Origin of the sequence: Pseudomonas sp. 18175 (assembly GCF_050432925.1) — a bacterium.
Classification (GTDB): domain Bacteria; phylum Pseudomonadota; class Gammaproteobacteria; order Pseudomonadales; family Pseudomonadaceae; genus Aquipseudomonas.
Genome location: NZ_JBKFTO010000030.1, coordinates 45024 through 60698 on the forward strand (window position 1 = coordinate 45024; position 15675 = coordinate 60698).

The window sequence follows — 15675 nt, forward strand, 5'->3', positions numbered from 1 at the left end:
CGGGCTCAATAAGTAAACGCAATCGGCGGCGCTTTGGCGTTCAGCAAGTAATCACCGATGGCCTTGTACTTGTAGGCCAGGGCGTCATGGGTGGTGTGGGTGCGCGCATTGCGCCAGTGGCGGTCGAAGTTGTAGCGCGACTGGGTTGTCGCGGCGCCGCCCACTTCATACAGGCGCTCGCACACAAACAGCGCGGCGCGGGTCGAAGCAATCTTGGCTTCGGCCACTGCAATCGAAGATTTCACCAAAATGGCCTCCAACTCCTCACCCTCGGCCAGGCCCTGCAATTGGGTGCGCGCCGCCAGGTCCACCGCGCCGGCGGCTTTCTCCACCAAGGCTTCGGCGCCGTGAATGCGTGCCGCCAGGTCACCCAGCGTGTGCAGGATGTACGGGTCGTGGCGCGCCGAATCCACGCCACTTTCGCGCACCGGTCGTGCACCCGTGCGTGCCCATGCCACCGCGTCATCCAGCGCCGCCAGGCCAATGCCGACATCCAGCGCGCAGTGGATCAACTGCGCGCTGGCGCCGACATAGTTGCGGCGCTGGTACCACTGCGCCAGCGGAATCACTTGTTCCGGGCGCACCGGCACATTTTCCAGCAAGGTGCTGCCGCTGGCGGTGACGCGCTGGCCCATGCCGTCCCAGTCGTCCAGCAAGGTAATCCCGGCCGTGTCGGCGGGCAGCATCACGTACACCGCGTGGCCAGCCTCGTCCACCGCCTGGATTTTCAGCAAGTCGGCAAACAGGCAGCCGGTGCTGTAGAACTTGCTGCCATTGAGCACCAGTTGGTCGCCGCGCCGCTCCAGGCGCGTCTGGATTTCACCGCGAAAAGTGCCGCTGCGCTCGGCAATCGCCCCCGATGACAACTGGCGCTTGGCAAACGCGCCGAGGTACTCGCGCTGCTGCGCCGGGTTGGCGATCAGGCGCAGGTGTTCAACGGTGGCGAAGTGCGGGAACAACGCCTGCGCCACACTCGGATCGGCCTTGGCCAAGGTGATGAAAATCTGCGCCACGTGCAGCTGGCTGACGTCACCGCCACCCAATTCGGTGGGCACCCGCGCAGCCCCCAGGCCCGACTCGCGGATCAGGTCGAGTTGGGCATACGGCAAGATCCGCCCCGCGTCGCGGTCGGCAGCGCCGGGTTGGATCTGCGCGGCCAGTTGGCGGGCGAGGGCGAGGTAATCGGTCATGGGAATGTCCATCAAAAAAGGTCAGGAAGCGTCGCGCAGGGCGCTGCGTGGAACGCCGAACAACAGAATTAATGTACCTAACGCCACCAGCGCCGCGACGATATACAACGCCAGGCTGATGCTGCCGGTGGAGGTCTTGATCGCGCCGATCATGATCGGCGTGAGCAGGCTGCTGATCTGCCCGCAGCAATTGACCAGCGCCAGGCCCGCAGCCTTGGCGTGGTCCGACAGGTAGTAGGTGGGGATGGTCCAGAAAATCGCCGTGGCCACCAGGTAACCGCTGGTCATCAGGGTCAGCACGGCAATCGCCGAATACGGGCTGAACAGAAAATTGGGCAACACCAGCATCGCCAGCGCCGCCGTCAGGCCGCCCAGCGCGAAGTGCCAACGCCGCTCTTGCTGCACGTCCGAATGCCGACACGCCCACAGCATCACGCCCACGCCGACTACATAGGGCAGGGCGGACAACAACCCCAGTTGCCCGAGGTTGCTCACCCCGGAGTCGCGGATGATCGACGGCGCCCAAATATTGGTGACGTTGCCGGTGCACATGATGGTCAGGCAGTACGCCAGGGTGATGAACCACACCTTGCGGTCCTTCAATGCCTCGACAAATCGGCTATGCCCGCCGGGCTTGCGCTGCTGGCGCTCATGGGCCAGGGCCTGTGCGATGGCGGCTTTCTCCTGCGCGCTCAGCCACTTGGCCGAGGCGGGTTTGTCATCCAGCCAGTACCAGGCGAACAATCCCGCGAGCACCGGCGGAATGCCGGTGATCACGAACAGCCATTGCCAGCCGGTAAACCCGCCGACACCCGCGAAGTGCCCCATGATACTGGTGGACAGCGGCCCGCCGATGATGCCGCACACCGCAATCGCCATGATAAAGCGCGAGGTGATGCGCGCCCGGTGGCTGGCCGGGAACCAGTAGGTGAGGTACAGAATCACCCCCGGGAAAAACCCGGCCTCCGCCGCCCCCAACAACACCCGCAGCACATAGAACTGCGCCGGGGTCTGGGCGAACGCGGTGGCGATGGTCACCAGACCCCACAGCACCATGATGCGCATCATGGTTTTTTTCGCGCCGATCTTTTCCAGCAGCAGGTTGCTGGGAATCTCGAACAGCAGGTAACCGATGGAGAACACCCCGACGATGATGCCGAACGTGGCGTCGCTAATGTTCAGGTCGGTCTTGAACTGCAAATGGGCGAAGCTGATGTTGACCCGGTCCAGCCAATTGAGCACGAAGCACAGAAACAGGAACGGCATGATCCGCCACGCCAGTTTGCGGTACAGGCGCTGGTCGAAGGCGGCCGTCGGGCGTTCGAAGTTAGTCATTACCAGCTCACGTCGACTTTAGCGAAGTAGTAGGCGCCTTCCAGGCCGTAGGGCGAGTACCAGCTGTAGGTCGGGTTGTCGGTGGGGAAGAAGTAGAAGCGCTTGGCTTCGTCATTCAACTGCTCGGGGCGCTTGTCGAAGATGTTCTCGCCGCCCACGGTGACTTTCACCGCATCGCTCAACCAGTAACCCACGCTCAGGTCGGTGATGAACGCCGGCTTGACCACTTCATCGCGGCTGGCGGCAATCTGATTACGCCCGGTGACTTTGGAGTAGCGGGTTTCCTTGAGGTTGACCTCGAAGTCGCCCAACTGCCAGGCGGCATTGAGGGAGGTGGTGTTCTTTGGGTACGCCGAGGTCAGGTTGCCCTGGCGGTCACGGCCCACGGCGCTCACACCGGTGCCGGCGAGTGCGGCGGGTTCCTTGATTTTCTCGATGGTTTGCAGGCTCTGGTTGCTGAGCAAGGTCCACTTGGTTTTGCCGTAGCGGCCCAGGTCGTAACGGTAGTCGGCCACCAGGTCGATGCCACGGGTGCGGGTGTCGGCCAGGTTGCCGAAGTAGGAGACGATCTGGTTCGGGTTAAGGCCGGCGGCCGCGAGCACGTTGGACACCGCAGTGCCTTGCAGGTTACTGGTTTGCAGGATGCGGTCCTTGATGTCGATCTGGTACAGGTCGACGGTGACGTCCAGGTTCTCGGTGGGCGTTGCCACGAACCCGAGGCTGTAGTTCATCGAGCGTTCGGGCTTGAGTTGCTTGGCGCCCAACGCTTGGCCGGCGGCGTCGTTGACCGTCACGTAGCGGGTGGTGGCCTGCTCCAGTTGCCCGTTGAGTGGGCTGGTGCGCCAGGCGGTCAGTGACGAGGAATAGAACTGCTGTTGCAGGGACGGGGCGCGGAAGCCGTTGCTCACCGTACCGCGCACAGCGAATTGCGGGGTGAAGGCGTAACGGGTGGAGAGCTTGCCGCTGCCGGTGTCGCCAAAGTCGCTGTAGTGCTCAAAACGCCCGGCCAGGCTGACGTCCCACTTGTCTGTGAGGCTCTGGCTGAAATCCACGTAGCCTGCGGTGTTGGTGCGCGAATAGTTATGCGCATCCGCCGGGGTGAAGCCCACCAACCCCGGCGCACCGGGGTTGGGGCGTTGGCCGGCCAACGGGCTGCCAGCGGGGAACACGTAGCCGCCATCGGCGTAGGAGGCATATTCGCCCGCCTGGATCTCGAAACCGTCACGGCGGAACTCAAGGCCGGTGGACACGTTCAGCGGCTTGGCGAACAGGCCGGTGTCGAACGCGCGGGTCAGGTCGAGGTTGTTGGTCCACTGGCTGGCGATCAGGTTGCCGCCGTCCATGTCGTGCGGGCTATTTGGCCCCAGGGACGGGTTCAACGACCGCTCGTTGCGGGTGTTGGCGTTGTTGTAGCCGTAGCTGGTGCTCAAGTCCCAGGCCCAGCCGAGCAGGTCGTCGTTGCGCACGCCGAACACGCTTTGGAAGTCGTCTTCTTCCACCACAAAGCGCGGCGAGAAACCGTCCGGGTACACCGAGACAATGTTCTGCGGCGAGTTGGCGGTGCGGTAGGTGCCCCAACTGGTGGAGTTGCGGTGGCTGAGGGTGGAGAACGAATAGAGCGTGTAGTCCTCGTTCAGCGGCAGCTCGGCGTTGTAGCCGAAGTTGTAGGTTTGCGAGCGCGGCTGGCCCAACTGCTGGCGATAGCGGCTTTCGCTGGTCTCGCGTGGGTCGGGCTGGCCGTTCTGGCGGAAATAGATGCTGGTGCGATCCGGCACCGCACCGGCCACGTTGGAGCTTTCCTGGATCCCGATGTCGGCGCTGAGGCTGAAGAAACCGTCATTGGGCAACTCAAACCCCTGGTTGACCTGGCCCTGGCCACGGGCACCGAAGTTGCCCTTGCCGCCCACACGGTTGGCGTACTGCCCGTACAAGGCACTGCCGCTGCCACCGGAGTGGTTGCGCTTGAGGATGATGTTGATCACCCCCGCAATCGCATCCGAACCGTACTGCGCCGCCGCGCCGTCGCGCAGCACTTCCACATGGTCGACCGCGGCGATGGGGATCAGGTCGAGGTCGGCAGGGGACTGGCCACTGGAGGTGGCAGCGGTCTGCACAAAGATCAGCGACGTATTGTGGCGGCGCTTACCGTTGACCAGCACCAGCACATGGTTGCCGCCCAGCCCGCGCAAGGTGGCGGATTTGACCGACAACCCGGTGCCGCCGGTAAACCCGGCTGCGTTGGTGTAGGACGGCACGCTGGCCGCCAGGGCATCGCGCAGGTTCTGTTTGCCGGACCGGGCCAGGTCGTCGGCGCTGATCACATCGATCGGCGCCAGGCTCTTGGCCACGGTGCGGCCGCTGTCGCGGGCGCCGGTGACCACCACGGTTTGCAGGGCGGTGTCGCTGCCCAGGGATTTCTCTTCAGCCTGCGCAGCCTGTTGGGCGCACAGCCCAAGGATGCCGACCGTCAGCAGGCTGAGCCTGGGACGCAAGCGGGTATACGGGCGAGACATGGTGAGGCTCCAATGTTTAGGTGCCGCTTTCCATTCCTGGTGGTGGGAGTTCCTGACAGTACTGGGGAGGCTTGGGTGTTGGCTGTTTCTAGTTATGGGGGGATCAGCGTCCGAGCATGACGTCCTGGCGGGCCTGGTCGACCAGTGCCATCTGCCGGATCAAACGGCCTTTACGTTCAGCCAGCAGCAGAATCTTGGTCCACTCCACCGCCTTGGGGGAGTGGCTGGCCAGGCGTGCGGCCAGTTCCAGGGCACTGGCGTAGGGGTCGTCCACCACCTGGTTGACCAGGCCGATGGCCAGCGCCTGCTGGGCGTCGAATTGACGGGCGCTGAGCATGATGTCCAGGGCGGCTGCTTCGCCGATCAGGCTGGGCAGGGTGATCGCACTGAAACCGGACAACATGCCGTGCTGCACTTCCGGGAAGTGAAAGCGCGTGTCATGGCGCGCAATACGGAAATCGCAGTGGATCGCCAGGCTGATGCCCAGGCCCAGGGTGTGGCCGTGCAACGCGGCAATCACCGGTTTGCTCAGGTCATTGCCGACGCCGGGGAGGGCGCGGGCGAGCACGTCGCTGCTGACGGTTTCGCCGGTGGCTTGGATTTCCTTGAGGTCGGAACCGGCGCAAAACGCCCGGTCACCGGCACCGCGCAGCACGATGGCACGCACGGCGCTGTCCTGCTGGGCACGTTGCCAAACCTCGGCCAGCTCGTGCTTGGCCTGGCTGTCCAGCGCGTTGAGACGTTCCTGGCGGTTGAGGGTAACCACCAGGATGCCTTCCCCGATTGTTTGGTATTCGACTGTCATGAAGTGCTTTTCATCAGGTGTGAAAGAAAGACGCGATTGCCCCTTGAGGTCCGCGTCAAAGTGAGGAAAACTTAAAGCATGTGCACAATGCAAACAATATGTTTGTTATATGAACATATTCTTATCGGGTCAGAAACGGTTATATAAAATGAAAGCCATCGTTCTAAAAGCCTTCGGCGGGCCGGAGCAATTGCAAGTCGAGGAGGTGCCCACTCCGCCAGTTGGCGCGGGTGGAGTGCTGGTCAAAGTCGAGGCGGCCGGGGTGTGTCATCACGACCTGCTGCACCGCGCCGGGCATCTGCCGGGGGCGCATACGGGTGTGGTGCTGGGCCATGAAGTGGCCGGTGAAGTGGTCGAAGTCGGCGCCGGTGTCCATCACCTGGCGCCGGGCGCCCGCGTCGTGGTGTATCAACGGCGTTTCTGCGGCCAGTGTCGCGACTGCCTGCGTGGTCGCCAGGACCTGTGCCGCGCCCTCGGCCTGCCCTCGGTGGACACCGAAGGTGCCTATGCCCAATACCTGCGGGTGCCGGCGATTTCCGCGATTGAGCTGCCCGAAGGGCTGGATTACGTGCAGGCCGCATTGGCCTCCTGCCCCATCGGCACCAGCGTGCGTGCGCTGCACGGCGAAGCGGCGCTCAAGCCCGGTGAAACCGTATTGATCAACGGCGCCAGCGGCGGTCTGGGGGCGCATCAAATTCAACTGGCCAAAGCCTTCGGTGCGCGGGTGATCGCGGTCACCGGCAGCGCTGGCAAACGCGAATTGCTGCACACGCTGGGGGCCGATGAAGTGATCGTCGCCAACGGCAGCTACAGCGCCCAGGTGTGGAAACTCACCGGCAAGCGCGGCGTTGATGTGGCCATGGAAAACCTCGGCAGCACCCTGGAAGACACCCTGCGCAGCATGGCCCTCGGTGGTCGCGTGGTGGTATTGGGCAACGTTGCGCCCGCCGCCGTGCCGGTCAACCCCGGCCTGTTGATTGGCCGCCGCCTGCGGGTGCAGGGTTCGGGCAGCGCCACGTTGGAAGAAGTGCGCGTGGCGCTGGCGTTGGTCAAAGGCGGGCAGGTCAAGCCGCTGATCGACCGCGTGCTGCCGTTTCAGCAGGTGGCCGAGGCCCATGCCTTATTGGAGTCACGCCAGGTGACTGGACGCATTGTGTTGAGTGGGTGGTAAGCATGGATATCAGTACGCTGCTAAGTCAGGCCGCCTGCAAATGGCCGGAGCGCATCGCGTTGCACGAAGCCGCCAGCCAAACAACGCTCACCTTTGCCCAGTTGGATCGCGCCCTCAGTGGTGTCGGCCAGGCGCTGGACCACTTGCAGGTGCTGCCCGGTGCGCGGGTGGCCTTACTGGCCGATGCCAGCGTGGATTACCTGCTGGCGGACTACGGCTGCATGGCCACCGGCCGCGTGCGGGTGCCGCTGGACCCGGCGCTGTCGGCGGACGAACTGGTGGCGCAGTTGCAGGATGCGGGCGCGGCCTTGCTGCTGTTTTCCGAGGCCTACGCTGACGTGGCCCAAGGCCTCGGCGTTCGTGCCCTGGCGCTGCAAGCCGTCACCCAAGGCGTGGCGGACGACAACGTGGCGCGCCCGGCACAATCGCCCCAAGCCTTGGCCTCGCTCAACTACACCGGCGGCACCACCGGCACGCCCAAGGCGGTGATGCATCGGCACGCCAGCCTGTGCGCGGTGTTGCAAAACATCGTGATGGGCCGGGGCGCGGCGGTGGGGGATGTACTGCTCAACGTGCGCCCGCTGTGGCCGATTGCGGCGGTGGCGGTGCTCGCCCATGTGCTCAGTGGCGGGCAAGTGGTGTTGGGCGGGCGTTTCGACGGCAAGACTTTCATCGCCCAGCTCACTGAATACCGCGTGGCCTTCAGCTCCCTGGTGCCGACCCAACTGCTGCGTTTGCTGCGCGAAACCGGCTCGGCGCCCGCCGATCTGCCCCTGTTCAAGAGCCTGGATGTGGGCGCGGCCGCGTTGACCGGTGAGGTGCTGGAAGGCTCGTGCAGCCTGTTCGCCGAGCGCATCGGCGTGCTCTACGGCATGACCGAAGCACCGTGGAGTTGCTACCTGTCGCCCGCGCAAATGGCCGCCGTTCGCGCAGGCGGTGGCAGCGGCGAAGGTGTGGTCGGCCGCCCGCTGTTCAGTGCTGCGATTCGTATCCACCAGCCCGACGCCAACGGCCTGGGCGAGATCCTGCTGGGCGGCCCGCAATTGATGAGCGGCTACTGGCAGCTCGACGCCCTCAGCGCCAAGACCCTGGACAACGGCTGGCTGCGCAGCGGCGACCTTGGCCGTATCGACAGCGACGGTTTGTTGCGCGTGCTGGGGCGTTGCAAAGACATCATCCGCAGCGGCGGCAAATCCGTGCAGCCTGGCGAGGTGGAACAACACCTGATGAGCCATCCCGGCGTGCAGGACGTTCACGTATTCGGGCTGGCGGATCTGGAGTGGGGCGAGCAAGTCTGCGCAGCGGTAGTGCTGGACGGCTCCCAGCCACTTTCGGCGCAACAGTTGATGGACCACTGCCGCGCCGGGCTGTCGCGCTATAAGGTGCCACGCCGGGTCTACTTCATCGATGAACTGCCGCGTTCCCACTACGGCAAGGTGCAGAAAAATCGCCTGCTGGCCGCGTTGGGCGTGCAGCCTTAAAGGTTGCCCAACTGCGCCGCAATGCCTTCACAGGCGCGGCGCACATGGCTGGCAAGCGACGAGGCCGGGTGGGTTTCGTCTTCCATCTCCAGGCCCGCGACCACCACCGCGCCAATGGCCTGGCCGCCCTCCACGCGAATCGGAAACGCCACCGACGACAGCCCCGGTTTGAACTCGCCATGGCCAAACGCAAAGTCCTGCTGGCTGCGGATCAATTCCAGCGCCGGGCGCGCCTTGGCGTAGCGCGCGTCGCCGAGGATCGCCTGGGCCGCCGCTTCGCTGTAGGTGGCCAGCACTGCACGGCCGCTGGGGCTGCCGTCGATAGGGAACTGGTCGGCCAGGTCGACAATCACGTTGAGGGGCGTGGTGGGCGTCCACATCCGCTCGATCAACACCACCTGGTCACCCACCGGCACCGACAGCGACACAATCGCCTGGCGCTCGCCAATCAACCGTTGCAGCTCGATGGCGTAGGGCAGGGCGATCTTGCGCAGGTTCAGGCGATTGAGGTACGCCGCCGAATAAATCAGGCATTCCGGGCCGATGCGATAGGTGCCGCCCTGGGACTCGATCAGGCTCCAGTGGGTGAGGGTCTTGAGCAGGCGGTGGATGGTGGTGCGGTCGATGCCGGTCAGTCGCGCCAGGTCCAGCGCACTGGCGCCATGCTTGAGGCTGGCGAGGGTGCGCAACAGCACAATCGAACGGTCGATGACCTGAACGCGCCCACCGGCATTTTCCTTGTTGCTGGCGGGCGAGGGAGGAGTCGAGGAAATATCCATGGTGGCAGCAGCTTCCGAAATCATGATGTTCGGCAAGCGCGATCGCAGGCTTGGCCGGTGGCCAAGGTTAGCCGTGATCCGTGACGGGGTGAAGCCTTAACACCCTCCGGCTTAAAAATGTGAGCTTTGTCGGGTTGCACGTGCCGGTGTGACGGTTGCCGTCGGGTAATCGGTGTAGCCCCGCGCCGGGCTGCCGTCGATGCCATAGAACGTGGCACGATCACCGTCGGCTAGCGGCCAGTCGTGCTGCATGCGTTCCACCAAATCGGGGTTGGCGATGAATGGGCGACCGAATGCCACCAGGTCCAGGTCGCCTTTTTCCAGCACCGCTTCGGCCAGTTCACGGTTGAAGCCGCCCGCCGCGATCAGCGTGCCCTGGTAGGCCTGGCGAAACTGCGTGGCGAACCCGGCCGGGATCGCTTCGGCGCCAAGGGTCAGTTGGTCGCTCAAATGCACATAGGCGAGGCTGCGCTCGTTGAGTGCCGCTGCCAGGCTCAACCAGGCCTGGGCTTCCTGCGCGTACGGGTGCATATCAAACAGACGCCCGAATGGCGAAACGCGCACGCCAACTCGCGTGCTGCCGATCTCGGCGGCCAGGGCATCGAGGGTTTCCAGCAAGAAGCGCTGGCGGTTGGCAATCGAACCGCCGTATTCATCGGTGCGGGCGTTGAGTGCACCGTTCAGGAACTGCTCGAACAGGTAGCCGTTGGCACCGTGTAACTCGATGCCGTCAAACCCCGCCTGCATGGCGCGGCGTGCGGCGTCGACAAAGTCCGCCGTCACGCGGCGTACTTCATGGGGCTCAAGTGCACGCGGCGTGCTCGCTTGCACCGGCCCCGGCTGGCCTTCGGCGACCCAGGCGTAGGCATTCGAGCGGGCGGCGCTCACCGCCACCGATGACACCGGCGCACCACCCCCAGGCTGAATCGACACATGGGACATGCGCCCCACATGCCACAACTGCGCGAAGATCTTGCCGCCCTTGGCATGCACGGCATCGGTGACCCGGCGCCAGCCCTGGGTTTGTGCGTCGTTGTACAGGCCAGGGTTGAACAGGTAACCGCAACCCTCGCGGGAGATCGGCGCGCCTTCGCTGATGATCAGCCCGGCGGAGGCACGTTGGGCGTAATAGACAACGGTGTGTTCATCCGGGATATCGTCCCGTGCACGGGCGCGGGTCATGGGGGCCATGACCACGCGGTTGGCCAACGGGGTGCCGGCAAGGTCGTAGGGCTTGAATAGGGTACTCATGGAGGTTCTCCGTCAGTAATGAGGGTTCAGGAACGTGCGGGCCACACCACGTCCAGGCGCGTGTGGCTGATCAGCCATTGGCCCTGTACACGGCGGTATTCATCGACGTACAGGCCAAGCAGCAGTAAGGGGCTGTCCCCGGCCGGGCGCTGGGTGACGAAGTCGGTCAGATAGCAACGGCCTTCGGCGTGGTCTTCGTCGAGGAATTCGATCCAGTGGTTGGACACCGCATGCAGGAACGGGTACTCGCCGCGTTGCTCGGTATCAAAATCACGAAAGGCCTGGGACAAGCCCGCCTTGATGGCGTCGCGGCCGGTCCAACCGGCGCGGTCGACCTGGCAGATGGCGTCTTCGGTAAACAACTGCGCCAGCGCATCCATGCGGTTGGCGTCGAGGTGATGGCAGTAGCGCAGGCGCAGGTTGCGAATCGCTTCCAGGCTGACAAGGCGGTTTAGATCGGCGGTCATGGGACCTCGCTGAAGTGGTCATTGAACAGTGGCACCTAGCTTATTCCAGCGTAGTGGTTGGAATAATCGGGTAAAAGTACGTTCAGTTGATCCTGTCAGGCTAGAATCGAGGTTTTCTGTGGGGACGGCAGCGATGGAAACCCTTCAATTCGATGGCATTCCTGAATTTATCCTGGCCGCCCAACTGGGCAGCTTTACTGCCGCGGCCTTGCAACTGGGGGTCACCAGCTCAGCGGTGGGCAAGAGCGTCACGCGGCTGGAGAAGCGCCTGGGCATCCAGTTGCTGCACCGCAGCACGCGCAAGCTGAGCCTGGCCCACGAAGGCGAGGTTTACCTGGCCAGTTGCCTGCGGGTGATGGAGGAGTTGCGCGGGGTCGAGGGCAGTTTCCTCAGTGGTGTCGCCGAGCCCAAGGGCCGCGTGCGGATCGACCTGCCCGCCGCGTTTGGCCGTCGGCATATTGCGCCGCTGCTGATCACCTTGGCCGGTCGGTATGCGCAGTTGGACCTGAGCCTCACGTTTGGCGAGCGCAAGGTCGATATGGTCAGCGAAGGCATCGACCTGGCGGTGCGGATCGGTGAACTCAAGGATGACCCCGAGTTGGTCGCTCGCCGCCTCGGTGAGCAACGCCTGGTGATCTGCGCCGCGCCACACTACCTGCGCAAGGCGCCACCCCTGCTGAGCCCGGCCGATTTGCTGGCCCACGATTGCATCATCGGCTGGCGTGTCGGGCTGCGTAAGCGCTGGCTGCTGAAAAACGCCAAAGGCAGCGTGCACGAGCAGGAAATACGCGTGCGCCATGAGTTCGGCGACGGCGAGATGATGTTGCGTGCCACCCTCGACGGTGGCGGCCTGTGCCAATTGCCCACCTGGTTGGTGGCCGAACACCTGCGCAGTGGTGCCTTGGTGACGGTGCTCGACGACTGCGCGGGGGCGACCATGCCGATCCACGTGATCTGGCCGCACACCCGCTACGTGCAACCCAAGGTGCGGGTGGTGGTGGACGCGCTGCTGGAAATGGCCGCGCAACAACGCGAGGTATTTGGCGGCGGTGAAAAATAAATCCAAAAGCCTGTCCCTTTTTTTTGCTTCACCGGTCATTCCAGGCAAGTGAACAAAATCGAGAGCTTCCTCCAATGCCCGTAGTCCGCCCCTTGCTCAAACTCAGCCTGCTGCTGAGCCTCAGCGCCAGCCCGTTTTTCGCGTCCGTCAGCTATGCCGATGACGCCCGCCGCAGCTACCAGGTGCCGGCCGGCAGCCTGAGCGCGGCGCTTACCCGGTTTGCCGGCTTGGCGGGGGTCAACCTGTCGGTGGACCCGGCGCTGGTCAGCGGGCGCAGCAGCAGTGGCCTGTCCGGCGAGTTCGGCGTGGAAGAGGGCTTTGCGCGCCTGCTGCAAGGCTCCGGCCTGCAACTGCAACCTATGGGCGAGCAGGCCTACATGTTGGTGCCGGTGCCGGAGGGCAGCAGCCTGGAATTGGCGCCCACCTCGATCCTTGGCACCACCGGCCTGTACGATGGCGATACCTACGCCGGTGGCCAAGTGGCGCGGCGTGGCTCCCAAGGCCTGTTGGGCACGCGGGACTTTATGGAAACGCCGTTCAGCATGACCACCTACACCCAGGAAACCGTGAAAAACCAGCAGGCCCGCACCCTCGGCGACCTGATCGCCAGCGACCCCTCGGTGCGGGCCACCAACCCGGCCGGTGGGCGTTATGAGCAGTTCACCATTCGTGGTTTCAGCCTGTTCAACAGTGATGTGTCCTATAACGGCCTGTACGGCGTGCTGCCGACCTACACCATCGATATGGAAATGGCCGACCGCGTCGACATCTTCAAAGGCCCCACCCAATTGATCAACGGCATCTCGCCCCGTGGCAGCGTGGGCGGCGGGATCAACGTGGTGCCCAAGCGCGCCACCGACAAGGACATCAACTCGTTCACCGGTACCTGGGCCTCCGACAGCCAGGCCGGTGGTGCGGTGGATGTGGGCCGACGTTTCGGCGAAGACAATAAATTCGGCATCCGCTTCAACGGCGTGAAGCAGTCCGGCGATACCACATGGGACCACCAGAGCGTTGACCGCGAAATGGCGGTGCTGGGCCTGGATTTCCGTGGCGAGCGCCTGCGCCTGTCCAGCGATATCGGCCACACCGAACGCGACACCGATGCCCCGCAGGAGCGCGTGCAAGTCGCGGCCGCCGCGCCGGTGCCCAGGGCGAGCGACGTGCGCCACAACTATGCGCAATCCTGGAGCAAGGCCCGCACCAAGGACACCTTCGGCACGTTCAACGCTGAATATGATGTAAGCGATGACGTGATGCTGTACGGCGGTTTCGGTGCACGTAAAAGCAACCATGAATTCCTGCGTCACGCGGTCTCGGTGACCAACGCCGCCGGCAATTTCAGTGTGTCGCCACGGGACTTCACCCGGGACGAAAACGTACGCACCTACAACGCCGGTGTGCGCAACTGGTTCCATACCGGCTCGGTGAGCCATGAGGTCAACCTGGCCGCCAGCTACTTCGACATGGACTTCACCAACGGCGGCGCCCGTTACGCCACCGTGCTGGGCAATAACCTGTATGACCCGGTGCAAACCCCCACGCCGACCACGGCCACGCGCCAGGATGCCAAGGTGTACACCGAAAACAAATTCAGCGGTGTGGCGTTGTCCGACACCCTGGGCTTCTTCGACGACCGCCTGTTGCTGACCCTCGGCGCGCGCTGGCAGCGGGTCAAGGTGACGGACTGGAGCAACGGCGTCAAAGGCAAGACCGGCTACGACGAAGAAAAACTCTCGCCCTCCGGCGGCCTGTTGTTCAAGGCCACCGACAAGCTGTCGCTGTACGCCAACTACATGGAAGGCTTGAGCCAGGGCAAGATCGCGCCGTCCGTTTCGAAAAACGAAGACGAGATCTTCCCGCCCTTTATCAGCCGCCAAATGGAAGTGGGCGCCAAGTACGACGCTGGCGCTTTCGCCGTGACCGCTGCGGTGTTTCGTATCAAGCAACCGGCCTATGAAACCAACGCCGTCACCAATCTTTTCGGCCCCAACGGCAAGCGCCAGAACACCGGTGTTGAGCTCAGTGCCTTCGGCGAGCCGCTCAAGGGTGTGCGTCTGCTGGGCGGGGTGATGTACATCGACAGCAAACTCAAAAACACCACTGACGGCACCTATGACGGCAACCGCGCGCCGGCCACGCCCAAGTACAACGTCAACCTGGGCGCCGAATGGGACGTGCCGGGGCTTGAAGGTTTGACCCTCACCAGCCGTGGTATCCATTCCAGCTCGCAGTACCTGGACACCTCCAACGTCAAGGAAATCGACGCCTGGAACCGTATCGACGTTGGCGCTCGCTATGCCTTCAAGGTGGACGACAAACACGTGACCCTGCGCGCAAATGTGGAGAACGTGGCGGACAAGCGCTACTGGAGTTCGGCCGGTGCGTCGGATGACAGCGAGCCAGGCCTGACCCTGGCGACACCGCGTACCTACCTGCTCTCGGCCACTGTCGACTTCTAGTCGCAGGTCAAAATGTGGGAGCGGGCTTGCTCGCGAATGCGGTGGGTCAGTCACCGATGTGCTGGCTGACCCACCGCATTCGCGAGCAAGCCCGCTCCCACATTGTATCGGCGGTGCCAGGGCGAATTTCATCCTCCCAATGAGAATGTTTTTTGATCACGCCGCCTCGATATGGAATAGTACCCGCCGTTTTCCCGGGCCTGTCTAGCCTGGGTGTTTTAACGCCGAGGTCTTTGTCATGCGATTGCTGCGCTCTATCCCCACCCTGGCCGCCTGCCTGCTGGCGCTGTCTTCAAGCGTGCTGAACGCTGCCCCCATCGACCTCAATGACGGCCAACATGCGGTGCATCTGCCGGATGCGCCCAAGCGCGTAGTGGTGTTGGAGTTTTCCTTTCTCGACAGCCTAGCCGCCGTTGACGTGACCCCGGTCGGCGCCGCGGATGATGGCGACGCCAACCGCGTATTGCCCCGTGTACGCCAGGCCATCGGCCAGTGGACGTCGGTGGGCCTGCGCTCCCAGCCGAGCATCGAGGAAATCGCCCGGCTCAAGCCGGACCTGATCGTCGCCGACCTCAACCGGCACCAGGCCCTGTACAGCGACCTGGCAAGCATCGCGCCGACCCTGTTGCTGCCGTCGCGGGGCGAAGACTATGAGGGCAGCCTCAAGTCCGCCGAACTGATCGGCAAGGCCCTGGGCAAAAGCCCGCAAATGGCAGTACGTATTCAGAAAAACCGCGACAACCTCAAGGCCATCGCCCAGCAGATTCCCGCTGGCGCCAGCGTGTTGTTCGGTGTCGCCCGTGAAGACAGCTTCTCTGTGCACGGCCCGGACTCCTACGCCGGCAGCGTGCTGCAAGCCATCGGCTTGAAAGTACCGAGCGTACGGGCCAACGCCGCGCCCACCGAATTCGTCAGCCTGGAGCAACTGCTGGCGCTGGACCCCGGCTGGTTGCTGGTGGGCCACTACCGCCGCCCGAGCATCGTCGACACCTGGAGCAAGCAGCCGCTGTGGCAAGTGCTCGGCGCCGTACGCAACCAGCACGTCGCCGAAGTGGATGGCGACAGCTGGGCGCGTAACCGCGGCGTGCTGGCCTCGGAGCAGATCGCCGAAGATGCCCTGGCGATTCTTAAAGGCGGCAAAGCCGTACTGAGCCAATAACC

General features: G+C 63.9%; 12 protein-coding genes. 5 read left to right on the plus strand and 7 right to left on the minus strand.

Annotated elements, in window-relative coordinates; genetic code table 11:
* Positions 1–5 precede the first annotated feature (5 nt).
* From ACLD1Y_RS28305 to ACLD1Y_RS28320, 4 genes are all read right to left on the minus strand, one after another.
* Positions 6–1190 carry an acyl-CoA dehydrogenase family protein gene (locus tag ACLD1Y_RS28305; RefSeq protein ID WP_429480970.1) on the minus strand — a complete coding sequence of 395 codons (1185 nt, stop codon included), beginning with the start codon at positions 1188–1190 and terminating at the stop codon, positions 6–8.
* Between the two features lie 21 nt (positions 1191–1211).
* A complete protein-coding gene (locus ACLD1Y_RS28310) occupies positions 1212–2525 on the minus strand; it encodes an MFS transporter (protein WP_429480971.1) in 1314 nt (437 codons plus the stop codon).
* Positions 2525–5038 (minus strand): TonB-dependent receptor plug domain-containing protein, encoded by a 2514-nt coding sequence (locus ACLD1Y_RS28315; protein WP_429480972.1) that lies wholly within the window; start codon positions 5036–5038, stop codon positions 2525–2527. The genes ACLD1Y_RS28310 and ACLD1Y_RS28315 overlap by 1 nt, the downstream gene beginning before the upstream one ends.
* Before the next feature lie 103 nt (positions 5039–5141).
* The gene (locus tag ACLD1Y_RS28320; protein WP_429480973.1) at positions 5142–5843 is read right to left on the minus strand and encodes an enoyl-CoA hydratase/isomerase family protein; all 702 of its coding nucleotides are present in this window, start codon (positions 5841–5843) and stop codon (positions 5142–5144) included.
* Between the two features lie 148 nt (positions 5844–5991).
* Between ACLD1Y_RS28320 and ACLD1Y_RS28325 the strand changes: the two genes are divergently transcribed.
* Positions 5992–7014 carry an alcohol dehydrogenase catalytic domain-containing protein gene (locus ACLD1Y_RS28325; RefSeq protein WP_429480974.1) on the plus strand — a complete coding sequence of 341 codons (1023 nt, stop codon included), beginning with the start codon at positions 5992–5994 and terminating at the stop codon, positions 7012–7014.
* A gap of 2 nt (positions 7015–7016) precedes the next feature.
* Positions 7017–8495, plus strand: coding sequence for a class I adenylate-forming enzyme family protein (locus ACLD1Y_RS28330; protein WP_429480975.1), 1479 nt, complete (start codon positions 7017–7019; stop codon positions 8493–8495).
* Here the strand turns inward: ACLD1Y_RS28330 and ACLD1Y_RS28335 are convergent.
* From ACLD1Y_RS28335 to ACLD1Y_RS28345, 3 genes are all read right to left on the minus strand, one after another.
* Positions 8492–9274, minus strand: a complete 783-nt coding sequence (locus tag ACLD1Y_RS28335; RefSeq protein ID WP_429480976.1) for an IclR family transcriptional regulator — start codon at positions 9272–9274, stop codon at positions 8492–8494. The two genes, ACLD1Y_RS28330 and ACLD1Y_RS28335, sit on opposite strands and share 4 nt — an antisense overlap.
* Before the next feature lie 111 nt (positions 9275–9385).
* Positions 9386–10525 (minus strand): alkene reductase, encoded by a 1140-nt coding sequence (locus tag ACLD1Y_RS28340; RefSeq protein WP_429480977.1) that lies wholly within the window; start codon positions 10523–10525, stop codon positions 9386–9388.
* 26 nt (positions 10526–10551) lie between these two features.
* Positions 10552–10992 (minus strand): nuclear transport factor 2 family protein, encoded by a 441-nt coding sequence (locus ACLD1Y_RS28345; RefSeq protein ID WP_429480978.1) that lies wholly within the window; start codon positions 10990–10992, stop codon positions 10552–10554.
* Between the two features lie 133 nt (positions 10993–11125).
* Between ACLD1Y_RS28345 and ACLD1Y_RS28350 the strand changes: the two genes are divergently transcribed.
* The 3 genes from ACLD1Y_RS28350 (at position 11126) to ACLD1Y_RS28360 (ending at position 15673) form a co-directional block, all read left to right on the plus strand.
* Positions 11126–12052 (plus strand): LysR family transcriptional regulator, encoded by a 927-nt coding sequence (locus tag ACLD1Y_RS28350; RefSeq protein ID WP_429480979.1) that lies wholly within the window; start codon positions 11126–11128, stop codon positions 12050–12052.
* Positions 12053–12126: 74 nt separating this feature from the next.
* Positions 12127–14514, plus strand: coding sequence for a TonB-dependent siderophore receptor (locus ACLD1Y_RS28355; protein WP_429480980.1), 2388 nt, complete (start codon positions 12127–12129; stop codon positions 14512–14514).
* Positions 14515–14752: 238 nt separating this feature from the next.
* Positions 14753–15673 (plus strand): Fe(3+) dicitrate ABC transporter substrate-binding protein, encoded by a 921-nt coding sequence (locus tag ACLD1Y_RS28360; protein ID WP_429480981.1) that lies wholly within the window; start codon positions 14753–14755, stop codon positions 15671–15673.
* Positions 15674–15675: the final 2 nt, after the last annotated feature.